Origin of the sequence: Streptomyces sp. NBC_01689 (assembly GCF_036250675.1) — a bacterium.
Lineage (GTDB): Bacteria > Actinomycetota > Actinomycetes > Streptomycetales > Streptomycetaceae > Streptomyces.
On the sequence record NZ_CP109592.1, the window covers coordinates 9,370,976 to 9,387,266 of the forward strand.

Sequence of the window (16,291 nt, forward strand, 5' to 3'; positions counted from 1 at the left end):
CAGGCATGTAACTCGTCAAGCCAGGGTGGTCGTTGTTCGAGTGCGCGTCGGTAGTGTTATGGACATGCCCGAGGCGTGGATCGGCTTCAACTCTCTTGATCGGCAGCGATACTGGTGGCGGACCGGCATCCTGACGCTGGCGCTCGCTGGTGTGATGGTGGCGATCAGCTTGACCACGCATGAACCGGGCAAATGGTGGGCCGGTGGCGTAGGGGCCTTCTCCGTAGCTGTGTTCTTGAGCGCGATCAACTCGATCTACGGCCAGGTCCTCCTGACCACCACGGAGTTGGAATTCCGCACCTTCGTCAGCAGTCGTGTGGTTCCCTGGAGCGAGGTCGTGCGCATCGAGGAGCGGCAGCGGGTGTCACGGAGCGGAACCTGGTCGGACCTTCGTGTCATCAGGATCCATGGGCGCTCGCTCACGATTCCGGGGACACTCACCAATCGCGTGATGGATGCGGAACTTGAGCGGAAGCAGGCCGTCATCCAAGAGCGCTGGTCCCTCGCGACCGGTGGCTGAGGTATCTCATGCTGCGAGAGTCTCGGTTGCGAGGGGGGAAGGGAACGGCCTCCTCGAAAAGGTGTCCGTGCTGAAGGCAGTGGTAGAGCTGGCCGAGCATGCGGTTGAAGGGGTTCCTCTGTGCGGCAGCGTGCCAGTCTCCGTGACCCTCGCGGCGCCTGCGGTAATGGGCTTTGACACCTGGTGAGGCGGTGATGGCGGAAGAGGCCCAGAGGTAGCCGGCGTGGTTGAGACGGTCGTTCTTCACCCATCGGCGGGTGATGCTCGACTTCTTGCCGGAGGCCCGGGTGATGGGTGAGGCGCCGGCGTACGCCTTCAGGCCTCGGCCGTCGGCGAACCCGCTTCGCCGCAGGCATCGCAGCCCCCTACTCGAACATCCCGAGAAGCTTCCGCCCCATCGGAACGCCCCTAACCACGGATTAGGTAGGTGTCGCCCCTGCGCGGGCGGCCTCGCAGCGCTCCGTGACAGCCGTGAACGGCGTCCCGTGCACCGTATGCAGACCGGGATCGGGGACCGCCCCGAGCCGCGAACGCGGCCCTGGTGACGGGACCATACGAAACCCCGGACCTCCGCGGCCCGGGGTCTCTCTGCGCTCTGGGGTCTCCGTCCGGTCCCACGACCTGCCGACGGGAGTGTCACGCCCACTTCCTACCGAGTACCCACGACTCGTCGAGATGTTCCTGGCCGACCACCTCGAATTTGTCCGTGAGCCGGTCGATGCGCCCGCGGGACAGCTCTCAGGGGCGGTCGAGATCTCCCGTCGAGGTTGTGCGACTCCTCAGGTATGCGGTCGGGCTCGCCCCGTAAGAGGATCTGAAGTGTTTGATGAAGTGGCTGGCGTCCGCGAAGTGCCAACGCGTCGCCAGTTCCGAGACGTTGACCGCCGCGCCCTTCGTCATCAGTTCATCATGAGCCCTTTCCAGACGTCTCCGGCGGGTGAAAGCCATGACAGTGTCATCGGCGGCAGCGAAGGACCTGTGCAACGTCCGAACGGACACGCCCACGAGACCGGCAATCACGGCAGGGGACAGATCGCGCCGGTCCAAGTGCTTCTCGATCGCGCTTCTTGCCGCTTCCAGCGTTGCCGGCGGATCTTCGCCGAAGGGCTTCTCGCCCTGTTCGTGGAGGAGTCCCGAGAGCAGGGTGGCGCAAGTGTTCAGCGCGAGGTCCTGCGTGAACGGTGACTGATCCAGATCCCCGCTGCTCTTCTCGATGGCCTCGAGGAAATGTGTCAGGAAACGGACGTGGGGCGATGCCACGTCTGCCACGAATGCCCGGTCAAAGGCCTTGAAGGAGCCGTGTGGAAAGGGGACCAGCTGCCTGGGGATCGTGACCACGCGTATGCGTGTTCCTGGCGCGCAGGCGAACTGCCAAGACGCTTTGGTGTCTCTGATGCACAGCTGGCCCGGCCCCACCACGTTCTCACCGTGCTTGCCCTCGAACCGCAAAGAGCCCGATGCGACCAAGTCGGCCACGATGGGATCTTTCTCTTGGCCGCTGCCCGAGATGCCGGTCAATGAGTCGCAGTAGACTTTGACCGAGAGGAGACTCTTGAAAAGATGTCCCTTGGCCGCGAACCTGAATCCTCTCACGGCATCGGGTCGAGGGATGGCCAGGCTCTTCAGGTGGGCGAACGGACTGTCTTCCCACTCTTCGAAGGGGCGTATCGAACGCTCGATCTGACGGGCGGTGAGATGCAGCGCGTTGGCGAAATCCGTCGCGCGCTCGACGACTGGCGGAGGGGACGTCCGATCGGCCGAGGGGTTGCCACTGGCTGTCATGTTTCTCCTGCGCCGACGATCAGCAATATCGCAAAGGTGGTGAATGGGAAATCGATCGATAACGTGTAGATGGCATCTATGTGCTGGTCAAGATCGGAAGCGTACGAACTCGCCCCGAGGCCTGTCGAGCAGGCGAGTCCCGGTGGCACTGTGATGCGAGGACGTGGCGCTGGGAGACCGCATGTTCGCGCCGGTGGGCCTCGTGCGTGCGCGTCTCTCCGGTCGGCCCGAGTCCGCGGTGGCAAGCACCGATCCGATCCCGCGAGAGGGCCGGATGTCACGTCCGGTGATCCGCTCCGACGGGCGGACGGAAAGTCTCTCGTTCGACTGCCCCCTCGCCTCTGCTCGTGTGCCTCCCCGTGTGCTCACGCCACCGCTCGATGCGCTCGGACGACGCCCCCTCATTCTCTCTCGACCCGCATCCCGGTCACCCCTCGGAAACTGGGTCTCCCAGTCCTAGGCATCCGTGTCTTCGGGAGGTGACGGCCAGGCATCGCCGCCGGACAGTCGGCTCGGCCCGATCCCTGCACACGGCCAGGCCCCGTTCCGGGACTCGCGGCTCATCGGATTCTGTACGGGGGCGAGGAGATTTGGGTCGACAGTGTGCAGGTCGTTCTGGAACACCGTCCAGCGGTCTTCCAAGGAGACCTGACGGAGAGTCGCGGCCGCGTGCGAATGGTCCGGAAACCGGACGGAAACACTCTCCGAGGGACTCACCGGGATATGTCGCGCGCCACCGATGGTATGTCCGTGCCAGAAGGATCGGATATGCGCGGCAGCGCCGGTGGAGCCCGTGTTTTCCAGCCGCGAAGCCGTCTAAGATCCCTGACGGCGGTGGACATGGGCCGTGACTTGTCCTGCGTATGACTCCCGAAGCGCGCGCTACTTCATTATCGGCGGATTGGGGCACATCGTTGCCCGGCCTGTATGGCCGGAGAAGATTGCGCGCGAATAACCTGAGGGAGAGGGGCCTGCCCCGATGCACGACGACGCCACGGCCACAGGACGAGCGGACGGCCGGCTCATTTCTGGGCGTTACCGCTTGTTGTCAGCCCTGGGCAGAGGCGGCATGGGGACCGTTTGGCGCGCCTACGACGAAGTGCTTCAGCGTGAGGTGGCCGTCAAGGAGGTTCGGGCTCCCTTCGACATGACGGCGTCGCAACTCGAGCGGATGAATGCCCGACTCGAGCGCGAGGCCTGGGCGGCCGCCAGGGTCCAGCACCCCAACGTGGTGACGGTCTTCGATGTCGTCACACAGGATGACCGCCCATGGATCGTCATGGAACTCATCCACGGTTCATCAATGGCGGACCTGCTGGAAGCGCATGGGCCTTTCGGGTTGCGACGCACCGCTCACCTCGGTGCCGAAGTGGCTGCCGCGCTCGGTGCCGCCCACCGGGCGGGAGTCCTGCACCGTGACGTGAAGCCGGCCAATGTGCTCGTGTCGCAGAGCGGCCGAGTGGTGCTCAGCGACTTCGGCATTGCCATGGTCGAAGGGAGTTCGTCCCTGACGCTGACCGGAGAGATGGTGGGCTCTCCGGAATTCCTCTCGCCGGAGAGGGCGTTGGGGCAGGAGTCGGGACCGGCCTCCGACCTGTGGGCACTTGGGATCCTGCTCTATCGTGTGGTTGAGGGGCGCTCTCCCTTCCGGCAGGACACGCCGCTGATGACACCTCGGGCGATCGTGGACGAGGTGGTGCCTCCGGCCCATGCGGCTGGGCCACTGGCGCCCGTGATCGACGGACTGCTGCGGAAGAATCCAGGCGAACGCCTGACGGCGGACGAGGCGGAACGGGCGCTGCGGGCCATCGGCAACTCCGAGGATACGAGTGTCACCGGGGCTCACATCGTCACGCGAAGCTCTTCCGCGGGATCGCGCGCCGAGCGGACGGTGAGGGAGGTCGGACTCGCGTCCGCCCTGACGCCCGCCCGCCGTCATCGGCGGATCGTCTTCCTGAGCGTGGGGGCGGTGGTCGTCCTGCTGGCCGCCGGGCTGACCCGTTCGCTGTGGGGTGCGGATGCCGAGAAGGATGCCAGCCCGCCGGGGGAGCGGAAGTCTGTGCCGGCCGCGGTGTCGGTCACCGTGGCCGGCACACACACCGCCTATTCAGGGGACTGCCCGCCGGATCCGAAGGAATCGCCCACGCTCACCGCGACGTTCACCAGTACGCGGACGCCGATGACGGTTGAGTACCACTGGGTGGCGGAGGGTACCCCCCTCGTGGACTCGGAGTGGAAGACCTTGTCATTCAAGGAGGGTGACCACGCTCGCCGAGTGACCATGGATTTCACCGCGTACCAGAGAAGCCTGCCGATCGGTGCTCAGATCAGTATAGAAATCCGCAAGCCGAAGGCAGCCACATCGAACCTCGTTCCGGTCGCCTTGTCCTGCCGGATCACCTAGCAAACCTCTTGGATCACCAGGCCCTTGGGGCTGAGGCGGTGCTGCCCGCCTCCCGTCGCGTTCGACGCGGAGTCCCACCCGCGCAAGTCCTGCATGCCCGGTGCGACATTTGACCTCGGGGTCCGCCCCGCATTTCACCCTTCCGATTCCGGGTGATTCTTCATTCTCTTCGCGTCGATGTATTCGTCGGCCCCGAGGATTTCGACGTATTCCGTTCCCGGTGCGTGCAGTCCTGGCGCATGCGGCTCTCTGCCGTCGGCGATGAAAGAAAAACCGTGGACGAACTGGCCCGCCAGATCGTGCGCCTGGCCGACCTGCGGGATCCGGCCGCGGGCACCACCGTCAACGTCGGGGTCGTCAGCGGCGGGACACGGCCCAACGTGACCGCGGGCCGCGCGGTCGCCGAACTGGACGTCCGGGTCGCCTCGCGCGGCGAGGAAGAACGCGTCAGCGGTGCCCTGAACGCCTTGACGCCCCACGACCCCCGGACCACCGTCACCGTGACCGGTGGCTGGAACCGTCCCGTCTTCGACCGCGGCCCCGGTGTGGCAGCGCTCGCGGACCTCGCCCGGGGCTGCGCGAGCCTGCTCGGCGAGAAGCTAGGCGAAGCTAGCGTCGGCGGCGCCAGCGACGGAAACTTCGCGGCCGCCGCCGGCAGCCCGGTCCTCGACGGACTGGGTGCCGTCGGTGACGGAGCCCACGCGGCCTCCGAGTACGCCCTGGCCTCCGGACTCGTCCGACGCGCCGGACTCGCGGCGCTCGTCATCACCTCGCTCGCCTGACGCCTGACGCCTGACGCCTGACGCCTGACGCCTGACGCCTGACGCCTGCCCATCCGGCCGACAGCCCTCGCGACTCGTCACCGAGTGTCGCCAGGCGTCACTGAGCGAGGTCAAAAGAAACCGATGACCGAAATCCGGCCGACATCGGAATGCGTACGCGCATAGTCGGCGTTTGCACATACCGTCCAGGATGCCCTCCCCGCACCACAGGAGAACCCTTCGTGACCACGCTCTTCACCCCCTACACCGCTCGCTCGCTGACCATTCCGAACCGTGTGTGGATGGCCGCGATGTGCCAGTACAGCGCCGCGCCCGACGGCGACCTCGCGGGAGCGCCGAACGACTGGCACCTGACCCACCTCGCGGCCCGGGCGACCGGGGGCACCGGCCTGATCATCACCGAGGCCACCGCCGTCACCCCGGAGGGACGGATCAGCCCCTACGACCTCGGCATCTGGAACGACACGCAGGTCGAGGCGTTCCGCCGGATCACCGACTTCCTCGTCTCACAGGGCACGGTGCCCGGCATCCAGCTCGCGCACGCCGGACGCAAGGCGTCGACCGAGCGCACCTGGGTCGACCGCGGCGCGCCCATCGCCCCGGACCAGGAGCATGGTTGGCAGCCTGTGGCACCCAGCGCCATCCCCTTCACGGAGGGTTCGACGACGCCGACGGAGCTGACGGTCGAGCAGATCCGGGAGCTGGTCGAGCAGTTCGCCGACGCAGCCCGCCGCGCCTTGCGGGCGGGGTTCCAGGTCGTCGAGATCCACGGTGCGCACGGCTATCTGATCCACCAGTTCCTCTCCCCGTTCAGCAACCACCGCACCGACGCGTACGGCGGGTCCTTCGAGGGCCGAAGCCGTTTCGCCCTCGAGGTCGTCGAGGCCGTGCGCGCGGTCTGGCCCGAGCATCTGCCCGTCTTCTTCCGGGTCTCGGCCACCGACTGGCTCGCCGAGAACGGCGACCCCCGGGACGGCTGGTGCGCCGACGAGGCCGTACGCCTGGCCAAGGAACTGCGCGCCCTCGGCGTCGACCTCTTCGACGTCTCGACCGGCGGCAATGTCCCCGACGCAGTGATCCCGGTCGCCCCGGACTACCAGCTGCCGTTCGCCGAGCGCATCCGTGAGGAGGCCGACATGCCGGTGGCGACCGTCGGCCTGATCACCGAACCCGCCCGCGCACAGGCCGTCGTAGCCACGGGCAAGGCCGATGCGGTGCTGCTCGGCCGCGAACTCCTGCGCAACCCGTACTGGGCCCGGCACGCGGCCAAGGAACTCGGCGGCGAGATCGCCACGCCCGAGCAGTACCACCGGGCCTGAGAGGGAACGCCCGGTCGGTCGAACGACGGGCGAGCCTCCGCCGGGCTCGCCCGTCGTGGGCGGGCAACCGTCTCCGGCCGGCCCGCGGCAACCCTCTCCGGCCGACCCGGCTCGGCGGCACCGCCCTGGCGCCGCGGTGACTACGAACCCGCTCCGGCGGTGGAGGTGGTCGCCTCCGTCTCTCGGGGCCGGGGCGGTGGTGTCCAGGTCAGGCCGCGCTCCAGATCGTCGAGGGCGCGCCGCGCGGTGGCGATGCGTTCGAGCAGCACATGGGGGTCCTCCGGGGTAGTCGGAGGACGTCGGTCCGGACCCTCGCTGTCCTCCATGGCGCGTGCCTCGTCGAGCGAGGTGATGACCACTCCGATGAGCACGTTGACCAGGACGAAAGAGGCGAGCAGCACGTAGGACGCGTAGTAGACGATGCTCCAGTGGGAGATCTCCAGACCGGCGTGGACCGCGTCGCCGATGCCGTCGAGGGTCATCAGCAGGAAGAGGGTCAGGACGGCGCGGCCGATGGAGCCGTAGTGCTCGGGGTCGTGGCGGGCGAAGAAGACCCAGCCGACCATGGCGTAGACGTACAGCAGCAGCGCACCGACCACCAGGAAGCTGAGGGTGCCCGGGAGGCTTCGGGCGACCGCGACGAGGAAGACGCGCAACTGCGGCAGGAAGCGTGCGGTGCGCAGGACCCGGGCGAGGCGCAACAGCCGTAGCACGGTGGTGTTCTCGCGGACGACGGGAAGGAAGGCGCTGAGGACGACGGCGAGGTCGAAGAGGTTCCACGGGTCCCGGAAGAAGTCCCGGGGGCGGTCGGCGTGGGCGGCCAGGCGGAGCACGATCTCCACGGTGAAGGCGGCTACGCAGGCGTGCTCGGCGAGGCGTAACCACCGGCTCCAGTCGCTCGCCAGTCCGCTGTAGGTCTCGACGCCGAGCAGTGCCGCGTTGGTGAGGATCAGGGCGAACACGGTGACGGCGAACCCACGGGACTCCGTGACGGCGCGACAACGCCGTGCCAACGTCTGCCGGGCCGGCTGCCTCCCGGTGGTCACATCCGTCATTCCGCCCTGTTCCTCCGTGCTGCGCTCTGTCCCCGGCCGACCGGTCCGGAGGGCGGGCTTTCGGAGCGATCATGCTCCACGAGAGACTTCTACAGCAATGTAGAGAGTGATGGGTGGCCGGTGCGCCGTTTCGGCCATGGGGCCGCCCCGTGGGGGAGTGGACGTGATGTCCGGCCGGGGAATCAAGCCGGTGCCCCACCTCCGGTTCCACTGAGTGGCACACCACATGACAGACGAATATCCCGGCCGCAGTGTGAGAGGTCGCTCGCGACGCCGTCGCGAGGGTGCTGACGCGGGTACCGCTCCCTTCGTCCGGAGTCGGATCGGTGCCCGGCCCGTTGGTTCGGCCGGAGGGGAGCCGTGATGAGGTACGTGGGGACGAGACCGGAGTCGACGAGTGGGCGCCGACGACGAGCGAGGCGCATCAGGCGGTTCGGGACGGTCCTGAGCGTGATGGCGCTCATGACGGGATTCGGCTCGGCGGCAGCGTCTTCGGCATCGCCCTCGAAGGCCGGGGCCGTGCCGGGCGGCTTCGCCGACCGGGGTGACCTGTATGCCTACCAGACACGGCTGAACGCCGGTGCGGAGAAGATCCTCGCGGCCGGGAGCTCGGGCAACGCGAGCGTCGTGGCATCGCCGACCGCCCATGAGCTGCACGTCTACTGGAACGGGGACATACCGGCCGCGGTCCGAACGGCGGCCGCGCGACTGGATGTTCCGGTCGTCTTCTCACCCGCGAAGTTCCCGCACAGCACACTGGTGACACAGGCACGGGCGATGGCGGCCGACCCGCGGGTGGCCAAGGCGGCACCGAAGGCCGACGGCAGCGGACTGGCCGTCACGGTGGACGAGAGCACCGGAGCGACCGACCGTGCGGCACTGACCTCGAGGTCGGCCGTACCGGTGTCGGTCACCGAAGGACCCCGCGCGACACACCCGTCCGGTCGCCTGCGCGACACGGCTCCCTACTCCGGTGGCTCGTTCAACCGGGCGGGCGACAGCGCCTGCACCAACGGCGTCCCCGTGCGTCTGAACGGCAGCATGAGTACCGACTACGTCATGCTCACGGCCGCCCACTGCCTCGGCGGAGACGGTGCGACGGTGACCGTCTCGGGCGCGCTCGCGGGGGTCGCCTCCCGTCTGTCCCCGTGCCGTGACACCGCGGTCATCACCTACGGAGCCGTGCAGCCGCGCACCTACATCGGACCGTCGGAGTCGGAGACCAGCGTCCAAGTCCTGGGCGCGAGGGCCGACTTCGTCGGAAATCTGGTGGAGACAAGTGGCGCGGACTCCGGTGAGCACCTCGGAGTCACGGTGGTCGCGGTCGACGTGTTCGCCTCGTTCGAAGGCGGTTCCTGCGCCACCGAGGGCCCGCTCACGGAGGTCGCACAGGATGACGTCGGCTGTGTCGCGAGCCCCGGGGACAGCGGCGGCCCGGTGTACTCGCCGGTGGGCCAGGGAGGCAACGTACTCGCCCGCGGCACGATCGTCGGCGCGCCGGAGCTCAACACCGTCTGCTCGGACGGCACCGCCGGCGGCAACCCGGCGTACTACGCGCCCCTGAAACGGCCGGCCGGCGACGGCCAGGTCGGTTCGCTCCAGTTCTACGACGCAAGTCCACCGGACCCGACGATCTTCGACCTGAACGGCCGATGGCTGGGCGGCGGACCCGTGATCAGTGTGAACGAGGCGTCCATCTCGGTCGACATGTCGGCCAACGGACGTCCGACGGGCCACCGGAACGGTCACCAGCACCTCGACGATCCGGGTGACCTTCCCCGACGACAACACCTTCACCGGAGTACTTCAGGCTCCCAACAGGATCGTCTGGTCCAACAACACCGTATGGACCAAGGGTTGACCCACCGACAGGGACGGTGCCAAGGGTCGGCTCCATCGGTCCACTGAAGGTGATCGGCCGCCGCACCGTGTCATGCCGGGCCGTGCGGGAAGCGTTCCGGGCTCGCGGGCCCCTCCTGCGCGGCCCGGTTCCCGCGACGGGACGGCCGCAGGCCCGCATGGCCGCAGCAGGGTGAGGTGGAGGCGCACGCTCGACTGCGATGCCGACGTCACCGCGTGACCTGGACCAGCAGCATGGCGATGTCGTCGGTACGCGGCCTGAGCGAGGCGTGGTCGAGGAGGGTCTCGGTGAGGCTCTCGACGTCGTCGCGCGGCGCCCGGGCGAGCCGGCCGGCGAGGGTGGCGATGGCGTCGTCGATGTCGATGCCCGGTGCTTCGACGAGTCCGTCGGTGTAGAGCGCCAGAGTGAGGCCTGAGGACAGGGGGAACTCCGCCGCCGGGTAGTCGGCGTCCGCGACGACGCCGAGCAGGGGTCCCGGAGCCAGCGTGAGGACCTCCGTCCGGCCGTCGGGATGGCGGAGGAGCGGCGGCGGGTGTCCGGCCGTGGCCAGGAGGGCTCGGCGCCGGACCAGGTCGAGCCGGATGCAGAGGCAGCTGGCGAAGAGTTCGGCGTTGAGGTCGAACATCACCTGGTTGGTGCGGCGGAGGAGAACGTCCGGGCGCATGCCTACGGCCGCGTGGGTGTGAACGGCGGTACGGAGCTGGCCCATCAGGGCCGCGGCGCCGACGTTGTGCCCCTGGACGTCGCCGATGACCGCCGTGGCGCTCGCGGGGCCGCTACGGATGAGGTCGTAGAAGTCGCCTCCGACGTCCATGCCGTGAGCCGCGGGCAGGTAGCGGGCGGCTGCCCGCAACCCGGGGACGGCGGGGAGCTGCTGAGGCAGCAGACCGGTCTGCAGGGTGCGGGCGAGATCGTCCCTGGCTTCGTGCAGACAGGCCCTGTCCAGGGCCTGTGCGACCAGTCCGGCCACCGAGATCAGGAGATTGCGCTCCGTCGGCGGGAACTGCCGGGTCCGGTCGAAGGACAGGACGAGAATGCCCACCGCCCGCCCGCGGATGACCAGCGGCAGGAACGCCCAGGCGTTCCTGGTGCCGTATTGCACGGCGTCCGGGTACATCCGCCGGAACTCGGCGAAGCTGGTGAAGAACAGGGGTCTGCGCGCGGTCAGGGCCTTCGCGGGCGGATTGTCGGAGTCCAGCGGGTGACCGTCGAAGAGAGACAGGAAGGCGGTGTCGTAGCCGCGGTGACCGACCACCCGCAGCCGTCCCTCGGACGCGGTCATCAGGATCAGCCCCGCGGCGCCGAAGGAGGGGAGGAACTGGTGGGCGACGGCATCGGCGACATCACTCATCCGCACCGTCTCCGTGAGACCTGCGGCCAGATGCATCAACTGCTGGAACGGCTTGATCTCGGTCGGCTCCACGAGGGGCGCGGCGTGCTGACGCCGGCCGGTCGATGATGCTCGGGGGAGCGCCGCCATGTGGACGCTGATGCCGGAAGCATCCGGGTAGAGCTCGAAGGACAGACATGTATCGGCGGTGTGTGCGACCGTGAAGCGAGCGGGGCGGTGGCCGATGACCGCCGCACGGAACCTGTCCTCGAAGTCGGGGCCGGTGAGCCACGGCAGAAGCTCCCAGGGGCGCGCGCCCAGCAGGTCGGCCACCCGCACTCCGAGCAGGTCGCTCGCGGCCTCGCCGGCAAAGGTGATCCGGCCTTCCAGGTCCAGGGACATGGCCCCTGGCAGGCGTACGACATAGTCATGAGCCGCCAGCGCTTCGGCCGGGTCGGGAGGGCTGGAGCGTTCCGCCGGCAGGGTCATCGGACGCGTGCCGGGCAGCAACGGACGCCCGCGCCGCGCCGCGCGCGCCAGCAACGGGCCGGCCCGGTGGCAGAAGGTATCGATGGCCGCCGCTTCTGCCCGGCCCAGGTGCCTCGGGTGCGACGACGGCCACAGGAGACAGGCGACACCCCGCACGACGTCATCGGCGAGGACGGGGGCAGCGGCCAGGGCGTGGTCAGGAACCATGAGGGCGAGCCGGGGATAGTGGAGTGCGAGCTCCTGGGGATCACCGACCCAGACCGTGCGTTTCTCCCGCGCCGCCTCGGCGGCCGGAAGCGCCTCCTGCACGTGGATCCGTGCCCAGGAGGAAAGGACGCTCCACGACGTGCCGTACAGCATCGACAGCTGCAGGACCGGCTCCTTGAGCGGCAGGAGGAACAGCATGGCGCTCGATGCGTCGGCGTCCGTGACCAGACGATGGAAGTGGCGGCCCATCTCCTTCCAGTCCTGTGCGGAGCCCGACGCGGCAGTCACCACGACCGTCACCGACCTCCCTGGCGACCGCCCACACAGCCGGTCACCGTGCGTCGAACCGTTCCAGCCTCATTCCGTGGCGCGAGCGCCACTCGCACGCACGACATATCACGACAATAGCGTTGAAAATGAATGAAAGTCGCGCAAATAATTGCAGCCGCGATGCGGAAATGATCGATCTGATGGCCTCTGAAGACAGCCGCAGGGGCGGGGACCGGCCCACGACAAGGCGACAGCCCGTCCGGAGAAGGGCGATGCGCGCGTGTCATCCGTCCCGGCGCATCGCGGTGCGGGACCGGTCAGGTCGATGGCTGGAGCGGTTGCCGACGGGAATGCCGATCCGCCCGGGGTCCTTCGCCGAGTGAGTCAGTCCCGTGCGGCACCGTCGGGCCAGAGGACGCGTATGGGGAGGCCGACGCTGTGGGCGTAGGCGACGGCGTCGGCGGTGCCGCCGTGGCCGCGGGCAGGCTGCCCGTCCCATACGGCGATCAGCTGGTCGGCGAGGCTCACCACGATCTCGCTGCCCGCCTGGTGGGCGCGTGAGGTCGACTCCTTCATGCCGGTGTGGTGAACGTCGGTGGCCCGCGCCATCAGTCCGTCGTAGACCGGGCGGTGCCAGTCGGGGAGGCTCGCACGGTACTCGTCCGCCGGGATGACGGCCTCAAGGCGTCCTCCGTGATCGAGGACGACCTCCGCGAACCAGGAGTCGGGTCCGTCGGCGATGCAGCTGACGGCCACCAGGTCCTCGGCGGCGTAGGCGGCGACGGCCTTGGCCAGCCCGGAACGGACTCGGGCCTCGACCTCCGCGGACAGTCCTCGGTGGCCCGTGATGCCCAGACGCATGCCGGCTTCTCCCTTCACACCCCTGTGTCGTGCGGAGGGGCCTCGAATGCGCGCACGATACCGGGTGGCGACGGCGGGACAAAAACGTGGCCGCGTTCGTCTGCCGAGCACCCCGCCCGTGCCACCTCCACTCACAGGTCGAGCCCATAGAATCGTGCGCTTCAGGGGCTCCCTTCAAAGGAGTTGTGCCGAATACGGAGGAGTGTTGAAGGGCACGTGGCAGACATGCAGGACACAACCGAGCAGCCCATCCCGCTGTCGATCACCCAGACCGCCGCCGGGGGCATCCGCGTCCTGGTCGTGAGCGGCGAGATCGACCACGACAACGTCGACCAGCTTCGCCAGGCCCTGCGCGTCGGCGTCGGCGGAGACCCGCGGGCAGTCCTCGACCTCGGCGGCGTCACCTTCATGGACTCCAGCGCCATCAACGTCCTGGTCGTCGCCTTCAACACCGCTGAGGCGGCAGGCGGCTGGATCCGGCTGGCAGCCCTGACCGAGCCGGTCCAGCGGGTCGTGGAGATCGTCGGCCTCGACACGGTCCTGGCCTGCTACCCCACACGCGACCAGGCCCTCGCGGACTGAAGCGGGCCGAGGGCCCGAAGCCCGAGAGAGACCAGGGCCCCCAGGACTGCGCAGCTTTCCTTGCGCCCGGCGGCGAGGCTGTCGTACACACACGCCGGCTCAGGGATGGAACCGCCACCGGCCCTCGGTGAGGACATCCACCTTGTCGTCCCGGACGCGGATGGCCGTCTCGTCGTCGATGAAGTAGAGGGGGAAGTCCGCCCGCGCGGCGATGCGGTCGGCCCAGGCGTCGTCCCGCTCGGGGAAGTCCGGCGAGTACAGGTGGGGCTTGAGGTACCAGTCGAAAAGGCCGAAGGGCGGCTTCACGGTCGTCGCGCCGAGTACGGAGAGGTCCTTTGTGTCCCCGATGACGTCGGCGGAGTGCTCGGTCAGATGGCGGCTGAAGATCATCGATCCGGCGCTGACCCCTACGTAGACCCGGCTCTCCAGCGCCCGCAGGATGCCGTCGGCCAGGCCGTTGCCGGTGATGCTGCGTGCGAGGTGGTAGTGATTGCCGCCCTCGACATAGATGACGTCGGCGTGGAAGAGCCGGTCGAGCACCATCTGCCGGGGCAGACCGTTCAGTTCGAGGACGTCGAACTCCCGCCAGCCGAGGCCGTGCAGCCGGTTCATGTCCTCGACGACCCACCCGTGGTCACCGGGCTCCGCGACCGACGCCGTAGGAACGAACACAACGTTCGCCGATCCGAACGGCTTTCCCAGCATGTCCCGCAGGGCATCCCGCAGTGTGTCGTTGCGCAGGCCGCTCGCCGTCAGCAGAAGGTTCATCGGGCGAGCCAAGCACGGCTGACGGGCGCGCGCAACGAACGGCGGATCGAAGGGGGTGTCACCGCTGTCCGTCTTCCAGGCACCGACAGCGGTTCCGCGACCTGGTCACGAAGGGCTGAACGGTGGCACGGGCAACGGCTGGTCATTCAGGGAGCTGCCTGACGGCCGCCAGGGCATCACGCGCTACCGGCGGACCGCTGAGATCAGCCCGCCAGGCTGCTCCTCGCCCTGCGGCGGGCTGCTGATCGGGCGGCCGTAGGCGGCGGCGCGCTCACGCAGGGTGTGACTGCCGGCCTCCCAACCGTGCCCGGCCAGCCACTCCACCGGGTCGTCGGGCATCTCCGAGACCCACAGGGACGCCGCCGATCCCGGCACGGCGTCCGCCCCGAAGCGCTCGATCACGCCGCGCGAGCCCAGCGTCAGCCCCATCCGGCTGCCTGCCGCCGACTGCGCGCTGATCCGGGCCAGCAGCAGCTCCACCGCGTCCTCGGGCAGATAGATCAGCAGTCCCTCGGCGATCCACACGGTCGGAGCCGTCGGATCGTGCCCAGCGGCGGCAAGGGCGCCCGGCCAGTCGTCACGCAGGTCCACCGCGACGGTGATCCGCTCGCAGCGTGGGGTGGCCCGCTCCTGCCGCAGCACCGAAGCCTTGAAATCGAGTGGCGCGGGCGTGTCGACCTCGAACAGCCGGGTGCCCTCGGGCCAGTCCATCCGGAAGGCCCGGCTGTCCATGCCGGCGCCGAGCAGGACGACCTGCCGGATGCCGGACGTGGAGGCCTGCCGCAACAGGTCGTCGAGGAACTTCGTCCTGATGACGATGGAGAAGGCCACGGCCAGCCGACGGCGTCGCGCGGCCTCGTCACCGGGCGGCGGCGAGGAGGGCCACAAGCCACCGGCGGCGGCGAAGGCCTGGGCCAGTGGGTCGCGGAACAGCGCGTTCTCCCGCTCGCTCTCCAGTGCCCGTACCCTGGCCACCCCCACAGCCGTGGCCCACACTCCCGACGGCCGCACCCGCCTCTGCTCGTCAGTCACACCGCCAGCCTAGGCGATCGAGCTCCATGAGAACCGAGGCGTTGAGCCGGGTTCATGGGCGGTCAGTACATCGCTCAGTGACCGTGAGCACCCCCGCCGGGCACCCTCCCTCCGGTGTTGGAGAGAGCCTGGCCAGGCCGGCCTATTGCTTGCTCGCGAACTTCGGGTCCTTCGTCTGGTTGTAGATCTCCTTGCCCGACGCGTTGTAGGCATGGATGTACGGAATCGGGCCGCTGTAGTGCTTGACGGGAGGCTTGTCGGGGGAGACGGCCGCCGCGTAGACGAACGCGCCGCCCGCCATGAACACCGGGTACTCCGTGGAGTGCCCGCCATAGCTGACGGTGATCTTGGTGACATCGGAACTGTAGTGACCAGCACCCAGGGTGAGGTACTTCCTCTTGCCGGCGGGTTCGAAAGTGGAATCGAAATACTCGATCACCTCACCGGAGCCCCACAGACGGTTGTTGATGAAGGTGGGCGGGGAGTCCAGGCTGCTGCCCTTGTCGCCCTTCGTCTGGCACTGCACGTACTGGTGGGCCGAGTCGACGGCGACGACCACGCCGTCCGTGGACTTCGACGCAATGGGCGTACGGACCGCGACGACCGCGTGGTACCGCGACGCGTCGGGTCCCAGACAGGAGGAGAGGATCCTGGCGACGGAACCCGCTTGGATCGGCGTTGTCGCCGGGTCGGTGATGCTGAACGCGTCCGGGTCCGCACTCGGCTGAGCCGGGGACGGCGTGGATCCGGCTCCGCTCGACGTGGAACCACCTGGCGCGCCCGGCTCCGCGGCTGCCGCGGCGCTCGTCGTGCCTCCGTCGCTGAGAGCGCGATCGGCGACCTTCGGCTTGGCTTCCCCTGTTCCACCCAGGATGACCACGGCCGCGGTGCTCACCGCCGTGACCCCGGCGGCCACGCCGAGCGGCACACCCCACCTGTGTCGCAGCGTGGCGCGGTCGGTCTCAGGACCGATCTTCATCAGTAGCTCCTCTCGGATCCGCCGGTGATCGGGCAGATCGCGATCGGAAG

Annotated in this window: 13 protein-coding genes and 1 pseudogene; 6 read left to right on the top strand and 8 right to left on the bottom strand. The window is 68.6% G+C overall.

Annotation, left to right across the window (positions count from 1 at the left end):
- Positions 1-64: 64 nt before the first annotated feature.
- Positions 65-520 (top strand): hypothetical protein, encoded by a 456-nt coding sequence (locus OG776_RS40095; protein WP_329323531.1) that lies wholly within the window; start codon positions 65-67, stop codon positions 518-520.
- On the opposite strand, the pseudogene OG776_RS40100 reads toward OG776_RS40095, so the two are convergent.
- Positions 483-866 (bottom strand): annotated as a pseudogene (locus tag OG776_RS40100) (transposase); the annotation flags it as partial. The gene OG776_RS40095 and the pseudogene OG776_RS40100 sit on opposite strands and share 38 nt — an antisense overlap.
- A 392-nt stretch (positions 867-1,258) precedes the next feature.
- The gene (locus OG776_RS40105; protein ID WP_329323532.1) at positions 1,259-2,302 is read right to left on the bottom strand and encodes a helix-turn-helix domain-containing protein; all 1,044 of its coding nucleotides are present in this window, start codon (positions 2,300-2,302) and stop codon (positions 1,259-1,261) included.
- A 979-nt stretch (positions 2,303-3,281) separates the two neighbouring features.
- Here OG776_RS40105 and OG776_RS40110 point away from each other — a divergent pair.
- The 3 genes from OG776_RS40110 (at position 3,282) to OG776_RS40120 (ending at position 6,807) form a co-directional block, all read left to right on the top strand.
- A complete protein-coding gene (locus tag OG776_RS40110) occupies positions 3,282-4,706 on the top strand; it encodes a serine/threonine-protein kinase (protein ID WP_329323533.1) in 1,425 nt (474 codons plus the stop codon).
- A gap of 275 nt (positions 4,707-4,981) precedes the next feature.
- The gene (locus OG776_RS40115; protein WP_329323534.1) at positions 4,982-5,488 is read left to right on the top strand and encodes a peptidase dimerization domain-containing protein; all 507 of its coding nucleotides are present in this window, start codon (positions 4,982-4,984) and stop codon (positions 5,486-5,488) included.
- A 221-nt stretch (positions 5,489-5,709) separates the two neighbouring features.
- Positions 5,710-6,807: an NADH:flavin oxidoreductase/NADH oxidase gene (locus OG776_RS40120; protein ID WP_329323535.1), complete on the top strand. Its 1,098-nt coding sequence runs from the start codon at positions 5,710-5,712 to the stop codon at positions 6,805-6,807.
- Positions 6,808-6,947: 140 nt separating this feature from the next.
- On the opposite strand, the gene OG776_RS40125 is transcribed toward OG776_RS40120, so the two are convergent.
- Entirely contained in the window at positions 6,948-7,862 is a 915-nt protein-coding gene (locus OG776_RS40125) for an ion transporter (RefSeq protein ID WP_329323536.1), read from the bottom strand.
- Positions 7,863-8,312: 450 nt separating this feature from the next.
- Here OG776_RS40125 and OG776_RS40130 point away from each other — a divergent pair, with 450 nt between their 5' ends.
- Positions 8,313-9,770: a hypothetical protein gene (locus OG776_RS40130; RefSeq protein ID WP_329326608.1), complete on the top strand. Its 1,458-nt coding sequence runs from the start codon at positions 8,313-8,315 to the stop codon at positions 9,768-9,770.
- A 161-nt stretch (positions 9,771-9,931) separates the two neighbouring features.
- Here the strand turns inward: OG776_RS40130 and OG776_RS40135 are convergent, their stop codons facing one another.
- Positions 9,932-12,049: a SpoIIE family protein phosphatase gene (locus OG776_RS40135; RefSeq protein WP_329323539.1), complete on the bottom strand. Its 2,118-nt coding sequence runs from the start codon at positions 12,047-12,049 to the stop codon at positions 9,932-9,934.
- 354 nt (positions 12,050-12,403) lie between these two features.
- Positions 12,404-12,880, bottom strand: coding sequence for a hypothetical protein (locus OG776_RS40140; protein WP_187285824.1), 477 nt, complete (start codon positions 12,878-12,880; stop codon positions 12,404-12,406).
- A 225-nt stretch (positions 12,881-13,105) separates the two neighbouring features.
- Between OG776_RS40140 and OG776_RS40145 the strand changes: the two genes are divergently transcribed.
- Positions 13,106-13,462: an STAS domain-containing protein gene (locus OG776_RS40145; RefSeq protein ID WP_187285825.1), complete on the top strand. Its 357-nt coding sequence runs from the start codon at positions 13,106-13,108 to the stop codon at positions 13,460-13,462.
- 99 nt (positions 13,463-13,561) lie between these two features.
- Here the strand turns inward: OG776_RS40145 and OG776_RS40150 are convergent, their stop codons facing one another.
- The 3 genes from OG776_RS40150 to OG776_RS40160 all read right to left on the bottom strand — a co-directional run bounded on the left by OG776_RS40150 (position 13,562) and on the right by OG776_RS40160 (position 16,241).
- Complete coding sequence (locus OG776_RS40150) at positions 13,562-14,230, bottom strand: Type 1 glutamine amidotransferase-like domain-containing protein (RefSeq protein WP_148011852.1); 669 nt, start codon at positions 14,228-14,230, stop codon at positions 13,562-13,564.
- A 183-nt stretch (positions 14,231-14,413) separates the two neighbouring features.
- Positions 14,414-15,226, bottom strand: a complete 813-nt coding sequence (locus tag OG776_RS40155; protein WP_187285833.1) for a class I SAM-dependent methyltransferase — start codon at positions 15,224-15,226, stop codon at positions 14,414-14,416.
- A gap of 178 nt (positions 15,227-15,404) precedes the next feature.
- A complete protein-coding gene (locus OG776_RS40160; protein ID WP_187285826.1) occupies positions 15,405-16,241 on the bottom strand; it encodes a hypothetical protein in 837 nt (278 codons plus the stop codon).
- Between the last annotated feature and the right edge of the window lie 50 nt (positions 16,242-16,291).